Source organism: Micromonospora sp. NPDC049201, assembly GCF_055586805.1.
On the sequence record NZ_JBVJHM010000002.1, the window covers coordinates 114,302 to 132,101 of the forward strand.

The window sequence follows — 17,800 nt, forward strand, 5'->3', positions numbered from 1 at the left end:
GGACGGGGCGCCGGGACAGCCCTGTGGACAACCGGGGACGTTGTCCACAGGGCCGACGCGGACGGCTCCCACCGGCCTAACGTCCCCGCTGTCCGGGCCCGGCCGATGGGCTCGGCGGGGGTGGGAGGTCGTCGTGGTCGAGGAGCCGTTCAGCGTCGATCCGGAGCTGCTGCGCGCGGTGGCCCGGGAGCTGACCGACGACGCGCACCGGCTGGCGTACGGGCCGGGCGGGGTGCCGGGGCCGGTGCCGCCGCCACCGGACGGCTGGCGGGCCGACGCGGCGCTCGACGAGCTGGACGCCGCGCTGCGCCGCTGGTCCGGCGCGCTCGCGGCCCGGGTGGCCACCACCGCCGAGGCGCTGCGCGGCGGCGCGGACGGCTACGAGGCGGTGGACGACCGGGCCGCCCGCCGCCTCACCCGGAGCGCGGCCGGCCTCCCCGTCCGCCCGGTTCCGGCCGGCGCCGCTCCGGACGGCGCCCGGTGACCGGCGGCGAGACGCGTCGCCGCCTACGCCCGGCGGGCGCCATCCGGGGCCCGGGACCGGCGGGCGCCGCCCGGGGCCCGCGCCCGGCCGGCACCCGTCCGCACCCGGCGGGAGCCACCCACGCCCGAGGAACTCCCGCACCTCGGCGGGCAGCCACCGCACGAGATCGCCGGTCCGACCCGGGTCCGGTCGGCTACGCGCAGCTCTGGCGCGCCGAGCCGGGCGCCTGGCTCGCCACCGGGGCGGCCTGGCGAGGGCTCGCCGGGCCGGTGCGGCACCGGGCCGCCGGGCTGGCCGCCCGAGCCGACACGCTCCGGCCCGGCTGGTCCGGCGCGGCCTCGACGGCCGCGCAACGGCGTCTCGGTGAGCTGCGCACCTCGTTGACCGAGGTGCTGCCCGCGCTGGTCGAGGTCGACCAGACACTCGCCGAGTTCGCCAGCCGGGTGGGCGCGGCGAAGGCCCGCCTCGACGCCGAGGTGGTCCGCGCCGAGAGCGGCGGCCTGCGGGTGGACCGCTCCGGCACGGTCCGGCCGGATCCCGCCCGGCCCGTCACCCGGACCGGCCCCGCCGTGGTGCGGGCGCAGGCCGGAATCCGGGACGCGCTCGCGCTGGCCGGCGCGGCGGACCGGGAGGCGGCCGACCGGCTGGCGGAGGTCGCCACCGCGGCGGTGACCGGCTGGGTCAGCGTGCCGCCCGCCTGGCGACCGGGGCCCGGCGCCGGTCCGGCCGAGGTGAGCCGCTGGTGGGCCGGCCTGAGCCCGGCCGAGCGGCGGTGGCTGGTCGGGCACGAGCCGGGCCGGGTCGGCCACCTCGACGGCGTGCCGGTGACCGCCCGCGACCAGGCCAACCGGCTGCTGCTGGCCGACCGGCGGGAGGAGTTGCTCGCGCGCCGCCTCGCGCTGCGGCGACCGCTGCCGGCCGGCCCGGCGGAGGTGGCCCGGCGGGCCCGGCTGGCCGGGGTCGAGGCGGCGCTGCGCGGCCTGGACGGGCTGGCCGAGCGGCTGGCCACGTCGGGGGCGCCGCGGGCGTACCTGCTGGGGCTCGACCCCGCCGGGGACGGTCGGGCGGTGGTGGCGCTCGGCAACCCGGACCGGGCCGGCGCGGTGCTGACGTACGTCCCCGGGATGACCGCCGACCTCGCGGACGCCCCGGCCGAGTTGGGCCGGGCCGCCCGGGTGCTCGAGAGGTGCGCGGCGATCGGGCCGGGCGAGGAGGCCGCGGCGGTCCTCTGGCTGGACTACGACGCGCCGGACTTCCTCCCCGAGGCGTCCGGCACCCGGCCGGCGGAGGCCGCCGGCCCGGCGCTGCACCGGTTCCAGGAAGGGCTGCGGGCCACCCACGACGGGCCGCCGGCCCGGCAGACCGTGCTCGGGCACAGCTACGGCTCGCTTGTCGTCGGCACCGCCGCCCGCGACCACGGGCTGGGCGCCGACGCGCTGGTCTTCGTCGGCTCACCCGGCGTCGGCGTCGACCACGCGGCCGAGCTGCGGATGCCGGCCGGCCAGGTCTGGGCGTCGACCGCGCCCGACGACGTGATCCGGCTGGCCCACCCGCCGGACGAGCTGGCCCGTCGCGCCGTGCTGGCCGGTACGCCGCTCGGCCCGGTGCTGGCCGCACACGACCGGCACCGCGAGCGGCTCTGGTTCGGCGCCGATCCGAGCGCGCCGGGCTTCGGCGGCCGGCGCTTCCCAAGCGGGCGGCACGGCCACACCGGCTACTGGGACGCCGACAATCCGGCCCTGGACGGGATGGCCCGGATCGTGCTGGGCCAATGAGCGGACGCCGTGGCGCGGGCGGGCCGGTCGGAACGGCCAACGGCAGGCGGCGGGCGGCAGGCGACGGGTGCGGGTTCGGGGCGGGAAGACGCCACGGCCCCTCCGGTGTGGGGCGGAGGGGCCGTGGCGGAGGCGGGTCGGCTACTCGACCGTGACCGACTTGGCCAGGTTCCGCGGCTGGTCGACGTCGTGCCCGCGGGCGGCGGCGATCTCCGCGGCGAGCACCTGGAGCGGCACGGTGGTCACCAGCGGCGCCAGCAGCGTCGGCGTACGCGGCACGTAGATCAGGTGGTCGGCGTAGCGGACCACCGCCTGGTCGCCCTCCTCCGCGATCACGATGGTGCGGGCGCCCCGGGCGCGCACCTCCTGGATGTTGGAGACGACCTTGTCGTGCAGCATGCCCCGGCCGACCGGCGACGGCACGATGCAGATCACCGGAGTGCCCTTGTCGATCAGCGCGATCGGGCCGTGCTTCAGCTCACCGGCGGCGAAGCCCTCGGCGTGCATGTACGCCAGCTCCTTGAGCTTCAGCGCGCCCTCCAGCGCCACCGGGTAACCCACGTGCCGGCCGATGAACAGCACGGTCGGCTCGGACTTCAACTCACGGGCCAGCTCGCGCACCGGCTCGATCCGGTCGAGCAGCTCACGCAGCTTGCCCGGCATCTCCTGGAGCTGGGCCACCACCGCGCCCACCTCGTCGGCGAACTTGATGCCCCGCACCTGCGCCAGGTGCAGGCCGATCAGGTAGCAGGCCACGACCTGGGTGAGGAACGCCTTCGTGGAGGCGACCGCGATCTCCGGGCCGCCGTGGGTGTAGAGCACCGCGTCCGACTCGCGCGGGATGGTCGAGCCGTTGGTGTTGCAGACGGCCAGCACCCGGGCCTTCTGCTCCTTGGCGTGACGCAGCGCCATCAGCGTGTCCATGGTCTCGCCGGACTGCGAGATCACCACGATCAGCGTGGACCGGTCCAGCACCGGGTCGCGGTACCGGAACTCACTGGCCAGCTCGACCTCGCAGGGGATCCGGGTCCAGTGCTCGATGGCGTACTTGGCGACCAGACCGGCGTGGTACGCGGTGCCGCAGGCGACGATGAAGATCTTGTCGACGTCGCGCAGGTCCTGCTCGCTGAGGCGGACCTCGTCGAGGGCGATCTCGCCGCTCTCGGTGAGCCGGCCGAGCAGCGTGTCGGCGATGGCCTGCGGCTGCTCCTCGATCTCCTTGAGCATGAACCAGTCGTAGCCACCCTTCTCGGCGGCCGACGAGTCCCAGTCGATGTGGAAGTCCTTGCCGGCCGCGGGCTGGCCGGCGAAGTCGGTGATCTCGATGCTCTCCGGCGTGATCAGGACGATCTGGTCCTGGCCCAGCTCGACCGCGTCCCGGGTGTGCTCGATGAACGCGGCCACGTCGCTGGCCAGGTAGTTCTCGCCGTCGCCGCGACCCACCACCAGGGGCGAGTTACGCCGGGCGCCGACCACCGCGCCGGGGATGGCGGCATCCACGGCGAGCAGCGTGAACGCGCCCTCGAGGCGCTCGCAGACCACCCGCATGGCGGCGGCGAGCAACTGCGGGGTGTCGGTCTCACCGGCCGCGCGCAGGTCGGCCAACGCGCGGGCGATCAGGTGCGCCGCGCACTCGGTGTCGGTGTCGCTGGCAAACTCGACGCCCTCGTCCTCCAGCTCGGTGCGCAGCTTCGCGAAGTTCTCGATGATGCCGTTGTGGATCACCGCGACCCGCCCGTCCGGGGAGACGTGCGGGTGCGCGTTGCGGTCGGTCGGCCCGCCGTGCGTGGCCCACCGGGTGTGGCCGATGCCGGTGGTGCCGTCGCCGATGCCGATCGGGCTGGCGGCGCAGTCCTCGGGGTTGTCGGCGGCCCGCTCGGAGAGCACCTTCTCCAGGTTGGCCAGCTTGCCGGCCTTCTTCTCGGTCAGCAGCTCGTCGTCGCAGACCACCGCGACGCCGGCCGAGTCGTAGCCGCGGTATTCCAGCCGCCGCAGTCCGTCGAGCACGATGCCGAGCGCCGGGCGCGCACCGGCGTAACCCACGATTCCACACATGGTCCGCAGCCTAGCCGAGTTTCGCTCATCGCGCGTGCGCGGAAGGCGGCTCAACGATCACTGAGCTTGAGCGAACCGGTCAGCGGAGGCCGCCAACCGGACAAACCGCCACGGTACGTGAGTGATCCACTCCCCGACGTACCACGATCTCGGGTGCCGGCCGGGGCGGGCCGCGTGGATGGCCGCCGCGCCCTACATTGAGGGGCCCGGGCGGCAGCCCCGGTCCACCCTCCGCGGTCGTCCGCGCCGTACCCCTGTGAGCTGAGCCGATGTCCGAGACGACCCCCAGTCCCGAGCCGACCCCCGCTCCGGTCGACCCGACCGCGACGCCGGGTGCCGCAGAGCCCGCCTCCTGGACGCCACCGGACGCGCTCGCCGCGCCGCAGCCCTGGGCCCCGCTCTCGCCGTGGTCGCCGCCGGCGTGGGACCCGAACCCGTGGGCACCGCCCGCCTCCGCCGCGCCGCCCCACCCCGGCAGCGGGCACGGCTCACCGCCCGACGGCCCGGCCGCCGCACCACCGGGCGGTCCGCACCACCCGGGCGACCCGAACGGTCCACACCATCCACACCACCCGGGTGAGCCGGGGGCGCCGGACCAGCCGTCGACCGCGTACCCGCCGGGGCCCTACCCACCGGCCGCCTACCCGCCCGGGTCGTACCCGGCGGCGGGCTACCCGCCGGCCGCGTACCCGCCCGGGCCCTACCCGCCGCCGTACGCGTACCCCGGTGGGGCGCCGCGCCGGTCGAACGCGGGCTGGGCGATCGGGCTGGTGATCACCCTGGTCGTCGCGCTGGTGCTGGCCGTCTGCGGCTGCGTCGGCCTGGGCGTGCTCGGCGGTCTCACCGACGGGAGGAGCAACGCCGGCGAGCCCTACGAGCGGCCGTTCATCGACGGGCCGGGCGAGCCCGACGGGTTCACCGACGAACCGACCCCGACGCCGGCCGTCCCGGTCACCACGCCCTCCGGCGGGCCCGGCCGGTTCACCGTCGTCTACGAGGTGACCGGGGCCGACCAGGTGTACGTGCAGTTCTACGACGCGGACGCCAACTTCCTCCAGCTCGACGACGTGGACGCGCCCTGGCGGCTGCGGTTCACCGCGAACGACCGCGAGCGGGTGCAGGTGATCGCGACCCCGGCCGAGTCCGGCGAGGTGAGCTGCCGGATCAGCATCAACGGCAAGGTCGTCTCGCGGAACTCGGGAGAATACGGCGCGACCTGCTTCGGGTGGTGAGGGTCCGGCGGCGGGCCGTAGGCTGGCCGCCGTGACGACGACCGATCCGCTGGTGGCCCGGATGCGGCCGTTCGGCACCACCATCTTCGCCGAGATGTCCGCGCTGGCCGTGCGCACCGGCGCGGTCAACCTGGGGCAGGGCTTCCCCGACACGGACGGCCCGCCGGAGATGCTCGCCGCCGCCGCGGAGGCGCTGCGCACCGGCCACAACCAGTATCCGCCGGGGCCGGGGATCCCCGCGTTGCGCGCGGCCGTCGCGGCGCACCAACGCCGGTTCTGGAACCTGGAGTACGACCCGGACGGCGAGGTCGTGGTGGCGGCCGGCGCGACCGAGGCGGTCGCGGCGAGCATCCTCGCGCTCTGCGAGGCCGGTGACGAGGTGGTCTGCTTCGAGCCGTACTACGACTCGTACGCCGCCTCGATCGCGCTGGCCGGGGCGGTCCGCCGCCCGGTGACGCTGCGACCCGGCGCCGACGGCCGGTACGCCTTCGACCCGGCCGAGCTGCGTGCCGCGTTCGGGCCGCGGACCCGGTTGGTGCTGCTGAACTCGCCGCACAACCCGACCGGGAAGGTCTTCACCGCCGACGAGCTGGCCCTGGTCGCCGAGCTGTGCCGGGAGCACGGCACGTACGCGGTCACCGACGAGGTCTACGAGCATCTCGTCTTCACCGACGCCGCCGCGGCGCACCTGCCGCTGGCCACGCTGCCCGGCATGCGGGAGCGGACGCTGCGGGTCTCCTCGGCCGGCAAGACGTTCTCCTGCACCGGCTGGAAGGTGGGCTGGGTGAGCGGCCCGGCGTCACTGGTCGCCGCCGTGCTGCGGGTGAAGCAGTTCCTCACGTTCGTCAACGCCGGCCCGTTGCAGCCGGCCGTGGCGGTGGCGCTCGGCCTGCCGGACGCGTACTTCACCGGCTTCCGGGACGACCTGCAACGCCGCCGGGACCAACTGGTCGCCGGGCTGGCCGACGCCGGGTTCGGCGTGCTCGCGCCGGAGGGGACGTACTTCGTCACCGCCGACGTCACTCCGCTCGGCGGCCGGGACGGGGTGGAGTTCTGCCGGGCCCTGCCGGAGCGGTGCGGCGTGGTGGCGGTGCCGACGCAGGTGTTCTACGACGACACGGCGGCCGGTCGCCGGCTGGTCCGGTTCGCGTTCTGCAAGCGGCCGGAGGTGCTGGCCGAGGCGGTGACCCGACTGCGTCGGCTCCGGGAGCACTGATGGGCGACGGGTACGCCGAGCGGCTGCGCCGGCTCGCGGCCCAGCGCGGCTGCGGCACGATGCTCTCCGGCGTACGCCCGGAGTCGGTGCGGGAGCAGGTGGCCGCGCTCGCCGCGACGGCCGGTGACGACCTGCCCGACGTCTACGGCGAGGGCGGCCCGGTCGCGGAGCTGGAGCAGCGGGTCGCGGAGCTGCTCGGCGTGGCGGCGGTGGCGTTCTTCCCCACCGGCACGATGGCCCAGCAGGTGGCCATGCGCCACGGCGCGGAGCTGACCGGCCGGGCCGCTGTCGGCCTGCACCCGCTCAGCCATCCGCTGCTGCACGAGCGCGACGCGTACGCGCTGCTCGCCGGCGTGCGGGCGGTGCACACCACGGCCGCGCCGCGCAACCCGACGGCCGAGGAGGTGGCGGCGCTCGACGAGCCGATCGGCACGCTCTTCCTGGAGTTGCCGCTGCGCGACGCCGGGTTCGTGCTGCCCACCTGGGACGAGCTGGTCGCGGTCGTGGCGGCGGCCCGGGCGCGGGGCGCGCGGGTGCACGTCGACGGCGCCCGGATCTGGGAGTCGACGGTCCACCTGGGCCACTCGGCGGCCGAGATCGCGGCGCTCGCCGACAGCACGTACGTCTCGTTCTACAAGTCCCTCGGCGGTCACTCCGGCGCGGCGCTGGCCGGTGACGCGGAGCTGGTCGGGTACGCGCGCGCCTGGCGGCACCGGTACGGCGGCACGCTGTTCCAGCAGTGGCCGGCGGCGCTCGCCGCGCTCATCGGCCTCCAGCGGGAGCTGCCCCGGCTGGGCGGGTACGTGCGGCACGCGACGGTGGTGGCGGAGGCGCTGGCCGCCCTGCCGGGCGCCCGGGTGCATCCGGCGCCGCCGCACACCCACCAGTTCCGGTTCTGGCTGCCGTATCCGGCGGCGGCACTGGACGCGGCCAACCTGGCGCTGGCCGAGCAGGAGCGGGCGTGGTTCGTCGGTGGCTGGCGGGACAGTGCGGTGCCCGGGATGGCGCTGGCCGAGGTGACGATCGCCGGGCCGGCGCTGGAGCTGGACGCCGACGGCGTACGCGAGCTGGCCGCCCGTTTCCTGCGCCGCCTGCCCACCTGCTGACCCCGCCGCCCCCGGCCCGGAGCTAGCCGGCCGCCCGCGCCGGGCCGGCGCCCTCGCCGGACGGGCCGGACCAGGCGGCCGGGGGCGCGGCGGCGAGGCCGGTGAGCGTGGCGCCGCCGTCGGCGAGCAGCGCCGCCTCGGCGTCGTCGACGAAGGCCAGGTCCGCCTCGACGTGCCGGCCGGCGGCCGAGAGCAGCAGCCGGACCACCGGGTCGTCGGCCTGCCGGCGTAACCCGTCGAGGTTGCGCAGCTCCCGCATGAGGTGGCCGCGCTGGTTGGCCAGCACGGTCCGGACGGTGTCGGCCCGGCCGGACCGGGCGGCGGCGGTCACCTTGAGGAAGAAGTCGTCCCGGAAGCCGCCGCTGCGCGGGCTGGGGGCGGTCAGCCAGCGGTCGAGCTCGGCGCGGCCGTCGGCGGTGATCTCGTAGACCACCCGGTCGGGCTTGACCGGTTGGGGCTGCCGCTCGGCCACCACCAGGCCGTCGCGGGAGAGCCGGTCGAGGATCTGGTAGAGGTGCCCGATGTTGAGCGGGCCCCACTGCGGCCCGACCGCCGCCTCGAACGCGCTCTTCAGTTCGTAGCCGTAGCTGGGGCCGCGGGCGAGCAGGGCCAGGACCGCGTGCTGGATCGCCACCGTCTTCTCCGATCCGGTTCCGGGCGGGTGCCCCGGGCGGGGCCTTGCATTGTCACAATGTATCGCGCAGAGTGTGCTCAGCACACGGGGAGGCGCGATGGTCGGGTTCATCTGGGGTCAACTGCGCGGTCGGGCCGGCCGCTCGGTGGCGCTGCTGGTCGGCGTGCTGGTGGCCACCACCGGGTTCGTGGTGCTGACCGGCGCCACCACCACCTCCCGGCTGGCCGTGACCGGCACCGTGGAGCGCGACACCCGGGCCGCCTACGACATCCTGGTCCGTCCGCAGGGGACGCGCACGCCGTTGGAGGCGGAGCGCGGCCTGGTCCGGCCCAACTATCTCTCCGGCAGCTACGGCGGCATCACCCCCGCGCAGTACGACCGGGTCCGGGCCGTCGAGGGGGTGGACGTCGCCGCCCCGATCGCCATGCTCGGCTACTCCACCACGTCGATCGAGATGCCGCTCGACGTCACCGCGGCCGTCGACCCCGCGCTGGACCGGCAGCTCATCCGCATCGACCGCGAGTTCCTCGCCGAGCGCGGCCTGAGCCGCGCGCCGGCCCAGCCCACCTACGTGTACGTCACCACGCATCCGCTGCGCTACCCGGTCATCGGCGACGAGTACTACCCGGACGCGGTGCGCTACACCGACGGGCGGACGTACGACACCAACGACTGCGGGCTGCTGCCCCGGGAGGTGCTGCCGGGTGGGCGTACCGCGCCCCTCTGCGACCTGCGCGTCGAGCAGTCGAACGGGCTGCGGGACGTCAGCGAACGGCAACTGTGGAAGGTGGAGACGTTCCGGATGCTGCCCGGTGGGCGCTTCGAGCGGCCGGCGACCGAGGGCGTCACCAACCTCGACGCTCCCGCCGTTCCGGTTCCCCGCGTGACCGTGACGGTGCGCCTGACCGTGCCGTTCCTGCTCGCCGCCGTCGACCCCGACGCCGAGCAGAAACTGGTCGGCCTCGACGACGCGGTGGTCACCGGCCGGCCGCTCACCGCCACCGACACCACGGTGGTGACCCGCGGGCGCGGCCTGTCCAGCCGGACGCTGCCGGTGCTCGCCACCAGCCGCCCGTTCCTCGACGGCGCGATCCGGGCCAGCTACACCCGCGTGCCGCTGGACCGCACCATCGCCGGCGTGCCGCCCCGGGAGCTGGCCGAACGGCTGCGCGGCGTACCGGCCACCCCGGCCGGCGGCACGCAACGGGACGCGCTGAGCGCCTACCGGGCCCAACTCGCCGCCGGGCTCGGTCCGCGTACCTGCTGCCACGGCCAGTTGCAGGTCGTCGTGCAGCCGGGGCAGGCCGGCTACGACCGGCTGCCCGACGGCGCGCTGCGGGTCCGCCCGGCGCCCGCCGACCCGGCCGTGTACGGCGACTCGCAGGATCTGGTCACGCTGCCCCGACCGTGGCTCAGCGAGGACACCGGCTACCGGCCGCTGACCCAGCTCCGGTTGGGTCGTGGCGACCGGGACGCCCGGCAGTGGCAGGCCGTGGGGCTCTTCGACCCGGAGAGACTGACCGGCTTCAGCGACCTGGGCAGGGTGCCGCTGGAGACGTACGAGCCGCCGCGCGCCGACGGGGCCGACGACCGCAGCCGCGCGGCGTTGGGCGGGCAGCCCCTGGAGCCGAGCGGCAACCCGGCCGGCTACCTGTCCGCGCCGCCGCTGCTGCTCACCAGCCTGTCCAGCGTGCCCGGGCTGCTCTCGGCCGGCAGCAGCCCGCAGCGCACCGCGCCGATCAGCGCAATCCGGGTCCGGGTGGCCTACGTGGACGGTTGGAGCGAGCGGTCCGCCGAGCGGGTCCGGCTGATAGCCGAGAAGATCGCCACCACCACCGGCCTCGACGTGGACATCACGCTCGGCTCCTCCCCCGCCCCGCAGACCGTCGAACTGCCGGCCGGCGCGTTCGGCCGCCCCGACCTGCGGCTGACCGAGAACTGGTCGGCCCTCGGCGTCGCCTCGGTCATCACCCGCGCGGTCGACCGCAAGAGCGCCCTGCTGTTCGCGCTGGTGCTGGTGGTCTGCGCGCTCTTCCTCGGCAACGCGGTCACCGCCGCCGTCCGGGACCGCCGGTCCGAGCTGGCGGTCCTGGCCTGCCTCGGCTGGCCGGCGCGTCGCATCGGCGCGCTCGTGCTCGGCGAGGTCGCCGCGCTCGGCCTGGTCGCCGGGCTGCTCGCGGTCGGCCTGGCCGTCCCGCTCGGCCACGCCCTCGACATCGACGTCGACTGGCGGCGGGCGCTGCTCGCCGTACCGGTGGCCCTGCTGCTGGCGCTGGTCGCGGGCCTGGCACCCGCGCTGCGGGCCGCGCGCGCCCACCCGGCCGCCGCGCTGCGCCCACCGGTGGCCGGCACGTTCCGGGCCCGCCGGTCCCGCACCGTCGCCGGGATGGCACTGGTCAACCTGGCCCGCGTCCCCGGGCGCACGCTGCTCGGCGCCGCCGCGCTCGCCATCGGCGTGGCCGCGCTCACAGTGGTGGGCGCCGTCGGCTACGCGTTCCGCGGCGCGGTCGTCGGCAGCCTGCTCGGCGACACCGTGTCGTTGAGCGTGCGCGGCGCGGACACCCTCGCCGCGGTGGCCACCGTGCTGCTCGGCGCCGCCGCCGTCGCCGACGTGCTCTACCTGGACGTCCGGGACCGGGCCACCGAGTTGGCCACGCTGCGGGCCACCGGCTGGACCGACGGCGCGCTGGCCCGTCTGATCGGCTACCAGGCGCTGTTCCTCGGTGGGCTGGGCGCGACCGCCGGCGCCGGGCTCGGCCTGGCTGGCGCGGCCTGGTTGGTCGGTGACGTGCCGGCCGCCCTGGTGACCGTCGCGGCCCTGGTCGCCCTGGCCGGGGTGCTGCTCACCTGTCTCGCGGCGCTCGTCCCGGCCGGACTGCTGCGCCGCCTGCCCACCGCGCGACTACTGGCCGAGGAGTGACAATGGAACCGAGCACCGGAAGCACCGTGCGGGCGGAGGGGCTGGTCCGCGCGTTCGGCGCCGGCACCGAGCGACTCACCGCCGTCGACGACGTCTCCCTGGAGATCGCGGGCGGTTCGGTGGTGGCGCTGACCGGGCCGAGCGGCTCCGGCAAGTCCACCCTGCTGCACCTGATCGGCGCCATCGAGCGGGCCGACCGGGGCCGGCTGACGGTGGACGACGTCGAGGTCACCGCGCTGCGCCGGGCCGCGCTGGCCCGCTACCGGCAGCGGGTCGGCTTCGTCTTCCAGCGCTACCACCTGCTGCCGGCGCTGACCGTGCTGGACAACGTGATCGCCCCGGTGCTGCCGCTGCGGGCCGGTCGCGCCGACCACCCGGGCCGGGCCCGGGAGCTGCTGGCGGCCGTCGGGCTGGCCGGTCGGGAGCGGGCGCTGCCGGCCCAGCTCTCCGGCGGTCAGCAGCAGCGGGTCGCCATCGCCCGGGCGCTGATGGGCCGGCCCCGGCTGCTGCTGGCCGACGAGCCCACCGGCAACCTGGACTCCACCACCGGCGCGCAGATCCTCGACCTGCTGCTCGGCCTGCGGGAACAGCACACCATGACGATCCTGCTGGCCACGCACGAGCGGGCCGTCGCCGCCCGGTGCGACCGGTTGATCCGGCTCGGCGACGGCCGGATCGTCGAGGACGTCGACCTCACCGACGGCGAGGACCCGGCCGACACGTTCGACCGGGCCACCCGGCTGCGGCTCTGACCGGCCGCCGGCCCGTCACGCGACCCGGGCTGCGGCGCCGACCCCGCGGTACCCGGGCCGGCCCGGTCAGGCGACTACGCGGCCGGCCCGGTCAGGCGACCGGGCTGGCGGTGCGGACGTGCTCGGCGATGCGCTCGGCGACCGCGCGCGCGGTGTCCTCGGTGGCCGCCTCGACCATCACCCGCACCAGCGGCTCGGTGCCGGACGGGCGCAGCAGCACCCGGCCGGTCTCGCCCAGCTCGGCCTCGGCCCGTTCGACCTCGGCGCGGACGGCCGGCGCGGCGGCACCCACGGTCCGGTCGCCCACCGGCACGTTGATCAGCACCTGGGGCAGCTTGGTGACCACGGCGGCCAGCTCGGCCAGGGAGGTGCCGGTGGCCGCCATCCGGGCCATCAGGTGCAGGCCGGTGAGCACGCCGTCGCCGGTGGTGGCGAACGCGGGCAGCACGATGTGGCCGCTCTGCTCACCGCCCAGCGCCAGACCGGAGGCGCGCAGCTCCTCCAGCACGTACCGGTCACCGACCTTGGTCTCGACCAGCCGGATGCCGTGCGCGGACATGGCCAGCCGCAGGCCGAGGTTGCTCATCACGGTGGCGACCAGGGTGTCCTGGGTCAGCTCGCCGGCGTCCCGCATGGCCAGCGCGAGGATCGCCATCACCTGGTCGCCGTCGACCTCCGCGCCGTCGGCGCTGACCGCGACACAGCGGTCGGCGTCGCCGTCGTGGGCGAGGCCGAGGTGCGCGCCGTGCTCGACCACTGCGGCGCGCACCGCATCGAGGTGGTTGGAGCCGCACCCGTCGTTGATGTTGAGGCCGTCCGGCTCGGCGTGGATGGCGATGACCTCGGCGCCGGCCTCCTGGTAGGCCACCGGGGCCACCTCGGCCGCCGCGCCGTTGGCGCAGTCCACCACGACCTTGATCCCGTCGAGCCGGTGCGGCACGGTGCCGACCAGGTGCTGGACGTAGTGGTCGGCCCCGTCGAGCAGGTCGTTCACCCGGCCGACCCCGGCGCCGACCGGCCGGTCCCAGGCGGTGGTGGCGTTCGCCTCGACGGCCGCCTCGATCCGCATCTCGATCTCGTCGGGCAGCTTGTGCCCGCCGGCGGCGAAGAGTTTGATGCCGTTGTCCGGCATCGGGTTGTGCGAGGCGGAGAGCATCACGCCCAGGTCGGCCTTGATCTCGGCGGTGAGGAACGCCACCGCCGGGGTGGGCAGCACACCCACCCGCACCACGTTGGCGCCGGCGCTGGTCAGGCCGGCGACCACCGCCGCCTCCAGCATCTCGCCGCTGGCCCGGGTGTCCCGGCCCACCACCGCGAGCGGCGGATGACTCCGGTCGGTCTCGGCCAGTGTGTGGGCCGCGGCCACCGCGACCGCCAGCGCCAACTCCGGGGTGAGATCCGCGTTCGCCCGCCCGCGTACGCCGTCCGTGCCGAACAACCGGCCCATACCCGCCAACCTCCGTGGAACTGCCGTTGAGGAGAGAAACACGGAACGGCCGGGCCGCCCCCGCAGAAGGGAGGCGGACCCGGCCGTCCGTCAGAAGTACAAGACGCTGGTGGTGATCAGCGCTTCGAGTACTGGGGAGCCTTACGGGCCTTCTTGAGGCCGTACTTCTTGCTCTCCTTGACCCGGGCGTCACGAGTCAGGAAGCCGGCCTTCTTCAGGGCCGGACGGTCATCGGGCTCGTTGACGATCAGCGCCCGGGCGATGGCGAGCCGCAGCGCGCCGGCCTGGCCGGTGGTGCCGCCGCCCCGCAGGTTGGCGATCACGTCGAACATCTCGGGCTTCTCGGCGGTGACCAGCGGGTCCTTGATGAGCTGCTGGTGCACCTTGCTCGGGAAGTAGGCCTCGAGGTCGCGGCCGTTGCAGGTGATCTTGCCGCTGCCCGGAATGATCCGGACCCGGACGATGGCTTCCTTGCGACGGCCCACGGTCTGGATCGGGCGGTCACCGCGGGGCGCGCGCGCGACGGGCGCCGGCGCCTCGGTGGCCTCGGGGGCGACCTCGGTCTCGGTGATGTCGGTCATGCTGCTTCCTTCGCCCGCGCTCACTGCGCGATCTGCTTGATCTCGAACGGCGCCGGCTGCTGCGCGCCGTGCGGGTGCTCGGCACCGGCGTAGACCTTCAGCTTCTTGAGAATCTGACGGCCCAGCTTGTTGTGCGGGAGCATGCCCTTCACGGCCAGCTCGATGGCCCGCTCGGGCCGCTTGGTGAGCAGCTCGTCGTAGCCGACCCGCTTCAGACCACCCGGGTAACCGGAGTGGCGGTAAGCGACCTTGGTCTGGCGCTTGTTGCCGGTCAGCGCGACCTTGCCCGCGTTCACGATGACGACGAAGTCGCCCGTGTCGACGTGCGGCGCGAAAGTCGGCTTGTGCTTGCCACGCAGCAGCGTGGCGGCGTGGGTCGCCAGGCGGCCCAGCACGACATCAGAGGCGTCGATGACGTGCCACTGACGCTCGATCTCACCCGGCTTCGGGCTGTACGTACGCACAGGTCTACCTTGTCTCGTCGTCGGTCTGGGGTCGCGCGCCGAGGTAACCGGGGCTTCCCAGTCGAACCAGCGCGCACGAACGACCAAGCGTACCTGATGCGGCACGCCTAAGAATGTCGTACAACAGCAGGCAACGATACCCGGCTGCCCGGTGGCAGGTCAAAACGGGGTCGCCCCGCCCTCGGCCTGCGCCTGCGCGTGGCGCCTGTCACACGCCGGCCAGCGTACCCGGCCCCGGTCGCAGGTACACCGCCCAGGTCACCAGGAAGCACAACGCGTACCAGCCGACGAACGCCAGGTAGGCGGCGTCGGCGGTGCCGGAGGTCAGGAACGACTGCCGGAACGCCACGTTCACCAGCACCCCGCCGGACGCGCCCACCGCGCCGGCGATGCCGATCAGCGCGCCGGCCAGACGCCGCGCCCGCCGCTGCGCCGCCTCCCGGTCCCCGGTCAGCTCGGCCTCGGTGACGGCCCGGGCCCGGAAGATCGCCGGGATCATCTTGTACGTCGAGCCGTTGCCGATGCCGGAGAACACGAACAGCGCCAGGAAGCCGGCCAGGTAGAGCGGGAAGGACCGGTCCCGGGCGGCGTACAGCACCAGCCCGGCGCCGCCGGCCATCGCGACGAAGTTCCAGAACGTGACGCGCGCCCCACCGAGCCGGTCGGCGAGCTGGCCGCCGAGCGGCCGGACCAGCGAGCCGACCAGCGGCCCGAGGAAGGTCAGCCAGGCGGCGTCGACCGGGGTCGGGAACCGGTCGGCGAACTGGAGCTGAAGCACCTGGCCGAAGGCGAAGCCGAAGCCGATGAACGAGCCGAACGTGCCGACGTAGAGCAGCGACATCACCCAGGTGTGCGGGTCGCGGGCCGCCGCGCGCAGCGCGCCCGGCTCGTTGCGCGCCCCCGGGACGTTGTCCAACCACCGCGCCGCGGCCAGCGCGGCGAGCACGATCAGCGGCAGGTAGACGGCCGGCACGAGCCAGGGGTACGCGGCCCCCGCAGTGGCCAGCACCGCCAGCCCGACGAGCTGCACCGCCGGTACGCCGAGGTTGCCGCCGCCGGCGTTGAGCCCGAGCGCCCGCCCCTTGAGCCGGTCCGGGAAGAACAGGTTGATGTTCGCCATCGAGGAGGCGAAGTTGCCGCCGCCCACGCCGGACAGGCAGGCCAGCACCATCAGCGTGGCGTACGACACGCCGGGCCGGATCAGCACCGCCATCGGCACCGCCGGCACCAGCAGCAGCAACACGCTGACGATGGTCCAGTTCCGGCCGCCGAACCGGGCCACCGCCAGCGTGTACGGCAGCCGCAGCACCGCGCCCAACGCGGCCGGCACGGCGGTGAGCAGGAACTTCCCGGCCGGGTCGATGCCGTAGCCGGGGCCGAGGAAGAGCACGGTCACCGACCAGAGGCTCCACACCGAGAAGCCGACGTGCTCGGCGAAGATCGACACCCACAGGTTGCGTCGGGCTGTCCGGGCGCCGCCCGCGGCCCAGAACGCCGGATCCTCCGGACGCCAGTCGGTGATCGGTCCCGGGCGGCCGGTGGCGGCCGGCGCCGGGGGCGCGGTCGGGGTCGGGGCTGAAGCGAGCGTGCTCACGGCGACTCCTCCTCGTCGGTGACGAGGAGGACGCTAGGGACGGGCGGTTTCCCCGGGGTGCCCTGCGCGCGTCGGGCCGGAAACGGAGACCGCACGTCCGCCGGACCACGGCGGTGAGATCGTCACAGCTCCTGGAGGATCCGCAGCGCCCGGCCGACCCGCTGCATGGTCTCGGCGTCCGCCACGTCCACGCACTCGGTGAACCACTTCTTCATCGGCGCGGAGAGCCGGTCGGGCATCACCACGAAGCCGCCCGTGCGCACCGCGAGCGGCGAGTCGCGCAGCAGCGACTCCTCGACCACCTCGGCGACGATCACGATCGGCACGTCGGTGGCGTTGTAGACGTCGGAGCTGATGACCAGGCCGTACCGTTCCCGGGCGCCGGAGATGCGCCAGACCTCGCCCCTACGCAGCACGCGGACGCCCGCCGCCGAACAGGGCGTCGTCGACCATCGCGGCCTCCTGGGCGTCGGCCAGGGCGGCGGACTCCAGGTCCAGGCCGGCCCGGGTGACCGCGGCGGCGTGCGCGGTGAAGACCTCGCGCAGCGCCTTCTCCCGGGCGGCCCGGTCCATCCAGGCGGAGAGGGAGAGCCCTTCCCGCTTGGCGAACCGGCGCGCCTCCTCGATGGTCTCGTCGGAGAACGACAGTGTCACCTTGGCGGTCATGCCAGGCAGCCTACCCACCGGTATGACCGCCAGTCATCCCCACTCGCGCGGACCGGGGAACCGGACACCGGGGTCACCGCGGGCGGTGGCCGCCGAAGACCGCGAAGCGCCACTCCTTGAAGAAGCAGTCCACGTCCGCCAGGCCGGCCTCGCCGAGCCAGCGACACTGGTCGGCCACGGTGGCCGGCCGGTCGTAGCGCATCCGTTCCCGGGAGGCGGCGATCTCGTCGGCGCCGGAGCCCAACTCGGTGATCCGCGCCGTCCACACCTCGTCGTAGCGCCGGTCCAGCGCCGGGGTGGGGCCGGCCACCTGCTCCGCGTTGACGAACACGCCGCCGGGCGCGAGCGCGTCCGCCGCCCGGCGGTAGAGCGCCCGCTTGCCGTCGTCGTCGAGGTGGTGGATGGCCAGCGCGGAGACCACCGCGTCGTAGCGGCCGGCGGGCAGCGGGTCGGCCAGGTCGGCGTGGACCGTGCGGTGCGGCACCCCGCGGGCGGTCAGGTGGCCGGTGGCGACCGCGAGCATGGCGGGCGCGCCGTCGACAAGCGTCAGCCGGACGCCGGGGACCGCCGCGGACAGCAGCAGGGAGAGCAGGCCGGTGCCCGCGCCGAGATCCAGCACCTCGGGGGTACGCCCGGCGGCCAGCGCGGCCCGCAGCGGCGGCGCGGCCACCTCGATCGCGGTGCCGTAGAACGCGTCGAAGCAGGGCACCAGCCGGCGTCGGGCCTCGTCGTAGCGGCCGGCCACGGCGTCGAAAGCCTCCGTCACACGCACATCTGCCTCCCATTTAGTGGGATATTTTTCTCACATTCTAGACCAGTCGATCCGTTCCGTCAGCCCCGTGCGGTGTGAGGCGCTCTTGACAGGACCGAAACA

Annotated in this window: 16 protein-coding genes; 7 read left to right on the forward strand and 9 right to left on the reverse strand. The window is 75.0% G+C overall.

The window, feature by feature from the left end:
• Positions 1-133: 133 nt before the first annotated feature.
• Both ACZ6O5_RS04200 and ACZ6O5_RS04205 read left to right on the forward strand, forming a co-directional pair.
• The gene (locus ACZ6O5_RS04200) at positions 134-484 is read left to right on the forward strand and encodes a hypothetical protein (RefSeq protein ID WP_465974403.1); all 351 of its coding nucleotides are present in this window, start codon (positions 134-136) and stop codon (positions 482-484) included.
• Positions 481-2,259 (forward strand): alpha/beta hydrolase, encoded by a 1,779-nt coding sequence (locus tag ACZ6O5_RS04205; protein ID WP_465974404.1) that lies wholly within the window; start codon positions 481-483, stop codon positions 2,257-2,259. Before ACZ6O5_RS04200 ends, ACZ6O5_RS04205 begins: the two co-directional genes overlap by 4 nt.
• Positions 2,260-2,400: 141 nt before the next feature.
• Here the strand turns inward: ACZ6O5_RS04205 and glmS are convergent, their stop codons facing one another.
• A complete protein-coding gene (gene glmS / locus ACZ6O5_RS04210) occupies positions 2,401-4,314 on the reverse strand; it encodes a glutamine--fructose-6-phosphate transaminase (isomerizing) (protein ID WP_281938037.1) in 1,914 nt (637 codons plus the stop codon).
• 269 nt (positions 4,315-4,583) lie between these two features.
• On the opposite strand from glmS, the gene ACZ6O5_RS04215 reads away from it, so the two are divergent.
• Genes ACZ6O5_RS04215 through ACZ6O5_RS04225 form a run of 3 tightly spaced genes read left to right on the forward strand, consistent with a single transcriptional unit; the run spans position 4,584 to position 7,868 of the window.
• Positions 4,584-5,546 carry an MmpS family transport accessory protein gene (locus ACZ6O5_RS04215; RefSeq protein ID WP_465974405.1) on the forward strand — a complete coding sequence of 321 codons (963 nt, stop codon included), beginning with the start codon at positions 4,584-4,586 and terminating at the stop codon, positions 5,544-5,546.
• Between the two features lie 31 nt (positions 5,547-5,577).
• Positions 5,578-6,762: a pyridoxal phosphate-dependent aminotransferase gene (locus tag ACZ6O5_RS04220; protein WP_465974406.1), complete on the forward strand. Its 1,185-nt coding sequence runs from the start codon at positions 5,578-5,580 to the stop codon at positions 6,760-6,762.
• Positions 6,762-7,868, forward strand: coding sequence for a threonine aldolase family protein (locus ACZ6O5_RS04225; protein ID WP_465974407.1), 1,107 nt, complete (start codon positions 6,762-6,764; stop codon positions 7,866-7,868). Before ACZ6O5_RS04220 ends, ACZ6O5_RS04225 begins: the two co-directional genes overlap by 1 nt.
• A gap of 22 nt (positions 7,869-7,890) precedes the next feature.
• Here the strand turns inward: ACZ6O5_RS04225 and ACZ6O5_RS04230 are convergent, their stop codons facing one another.
• On the reverse strand, positions 7,891-8,502 hold the full coding sequence (locus ACZ6O5_RS04230) for a helix-turn-helix transcriptional regulator (RefSeq protein ID WP_465974408.1): 612 nt from the start codon (positions 8,500-8,502) through the stop codon (positions 7,891-7,893).
• Positions 8,503-8,599: 97 nt separating this feature from the next.
• Here ACZ6O5_RS04230 and ACZ6O5_RS04235 point away from each other — a divergent pair, with 97 nt between their 5' ends.
• A complete protein-coding gene (locus ACZ6O5_RS04235; protein ID WP_465974409.1) occupies positions 8,600-11,422 on the forward strand; it encodes an FtsX-like permease family protein in 2,823 nt (940 codons plus the stop codon).
• Between the two features lie 2 nt (positions 11,423-11,424).
• On the forward strand, positions 11,425-12,174 hold the full coding sequence (locus ACZ6O5_RS04240) for an ABC transporter ATP-binding protein (RefSeq protein WP_465974410.1): 750 nt from the start codon (positions 11,425-11,427) through the stop codon (positions 12,172-12,174).
• Positions 12,175-12,265: 91 nt separating this feature from the next.
• On the opposite strand, the gene glmM is transcribed toward ACZ6O5_RS04240, so the two are convergent.
• The 7 genes from glmM to ACZ6O5_RS04275 form a co-directional block, all read right to left on the reverse strand.
• Positions 12,266-13,621 (reverse strand): phosphoglucosamine mutase, encoded by a 1,356-nt coding sequence (gene glmM, locus ACZ6O5_RS04245; RefSeq protein WP_465974411.1) that lies wholly within the window; start codon positions 13,619-13,621, stop codon positions 12,266-12,268.
• A 116-nt stretch (positions 13,622-13,737) separates the two neighbouring features.
• Positions 13,738-14,202, reverse strand: coding sequence for a 30S ribosomal protein S9 (gene rpsI / locus ACZ6O5_RS04250; protein ID WP_465974412.1), 465 nt, complete (start codon positions 14,200-14,202; stop codon positions 13,738-13,740).
• Positions 14,203-14,222: 20 nt separating this feature from the next.
• The gene (gene rplM / locus ACZ6O5_RS04255; RefSeq protein ID WP_174528511.1) at positions 14,223-14,666 is read right to left on the reverse strand and encodes a 50S ribosomal protein L13; all 444 of its coding nucleotides are present in this window, start codon (positions 14,664-14,666) and stop codon (positions 14,223-14,225) included.
• A gap of 208 nt (positions 14,667-14,874) precedes the next feature.
• The gene (locus ACZ6O5_RS04260; RefSeq protein WP_465974413.1) at positions 14,875-16,260 is read right to left on the reverse strand and encodes an MFS transporter; all 1,386 of its coding nucleotides are present in this window, start codon (positions 16,258-16,260) and stop codon (positions 14,875-14,877) included.
• Positions 16,261-16,382: 122 nt separating this feature from the next.
• Positions 16,383-16,676: a hypothetical protein gene (locus ACZ6O5_RS04265; protein WP_107157479.1), complete on the reverse strand. Its 294-nt coding sequence runs from the start codon at positions 16,674-16,676 to the stop codon at positions 16,383-16,385.
• Positions 16,666-16,926 (reverse strand): DUF6364 family protein, encoded by a 261-nt coding sequence (locus ACZ6O5_RS04270; protein WP_107157478.1) that lies wholly within the window; start codon positions 16,924-16,926, stop codon positions 16,666-16,668. Before ACZ6O5_RS04270 ends, ACZ6O5_RS04265 begins: the two co-directional genes overlap by 11 nt.
• A gap of 73 nt (positions 16,927-16,999) precedes the next feature.
• Complete coding sequence (locus ACZ6O5_RS04275) at positions 17,000-17,692, reverse strand: class I SAM-dependent methyltransferase (protein ID WP_465974414.1); 693 nt, start codon at positions 17,690-17,692, stop codon at positions 17,000-17,002.
• Positions 17,693-17,800: the final 108 nt, after the last annotated feature.

Coding starts and splice junctions, on each gene's coding strand:
- glmS (WP_281938037.1), bottom strand. CDS start 4,314: ATGTGTGGAATCGTGGGTTACGCCGGTGCGCGCCCGGCGCTCGGCATC.
- ACZ6O5_RS04215 (WP_465974405.1), top strand. CDS start 4,584: ATGTCCGAGACGACCCCCAGTCCCGAGCCGACCCCCGCTCCGGTCGAC.
- ACZ6O5_RS04225 (WP_465974407.1), top strand. CDS start 6,762: ATGGGCGACGGGTACGCCGAGCGGCTGCGCCGGCTCGCGGCCCAGCGC.
- ACZ6O5_RS04235 (WP_465974409.1), top strand. CDS start 8,600: ATGGTCGGGTTCATCTGGGGTCAACTGCGCGGTCGGGCCGGCCGCTCG.
- ACZ6O5_RS04240 (WP_465974410.1), top strand. CDS start 11,425: ATGGAACCGAGCACCGGAAGCACCGTGCGGGCGGAGGGGCTGGTCCGC.
- glmM (WP_465974411.1), bottom strand. CDS start 13,621: ATGGGCCGGTTGTTCGGCACGGACGGCGTACGCGGGCGGGCGAACGCG.
- rpsI (WP_465974412.1), bottom strand. CDS start 14,202: ATGACCGACATCACCGAGACCGAGGTCGCCCCCGAGGCCACCGAGGCG.
- ACZ6O5_RS04270 (WP_107157478.1), bottom strand. CDS start 16,926: ATGACCGCCAAGGTGACACTGTCGTTCTCCGACGAGACCATCGAGGAG.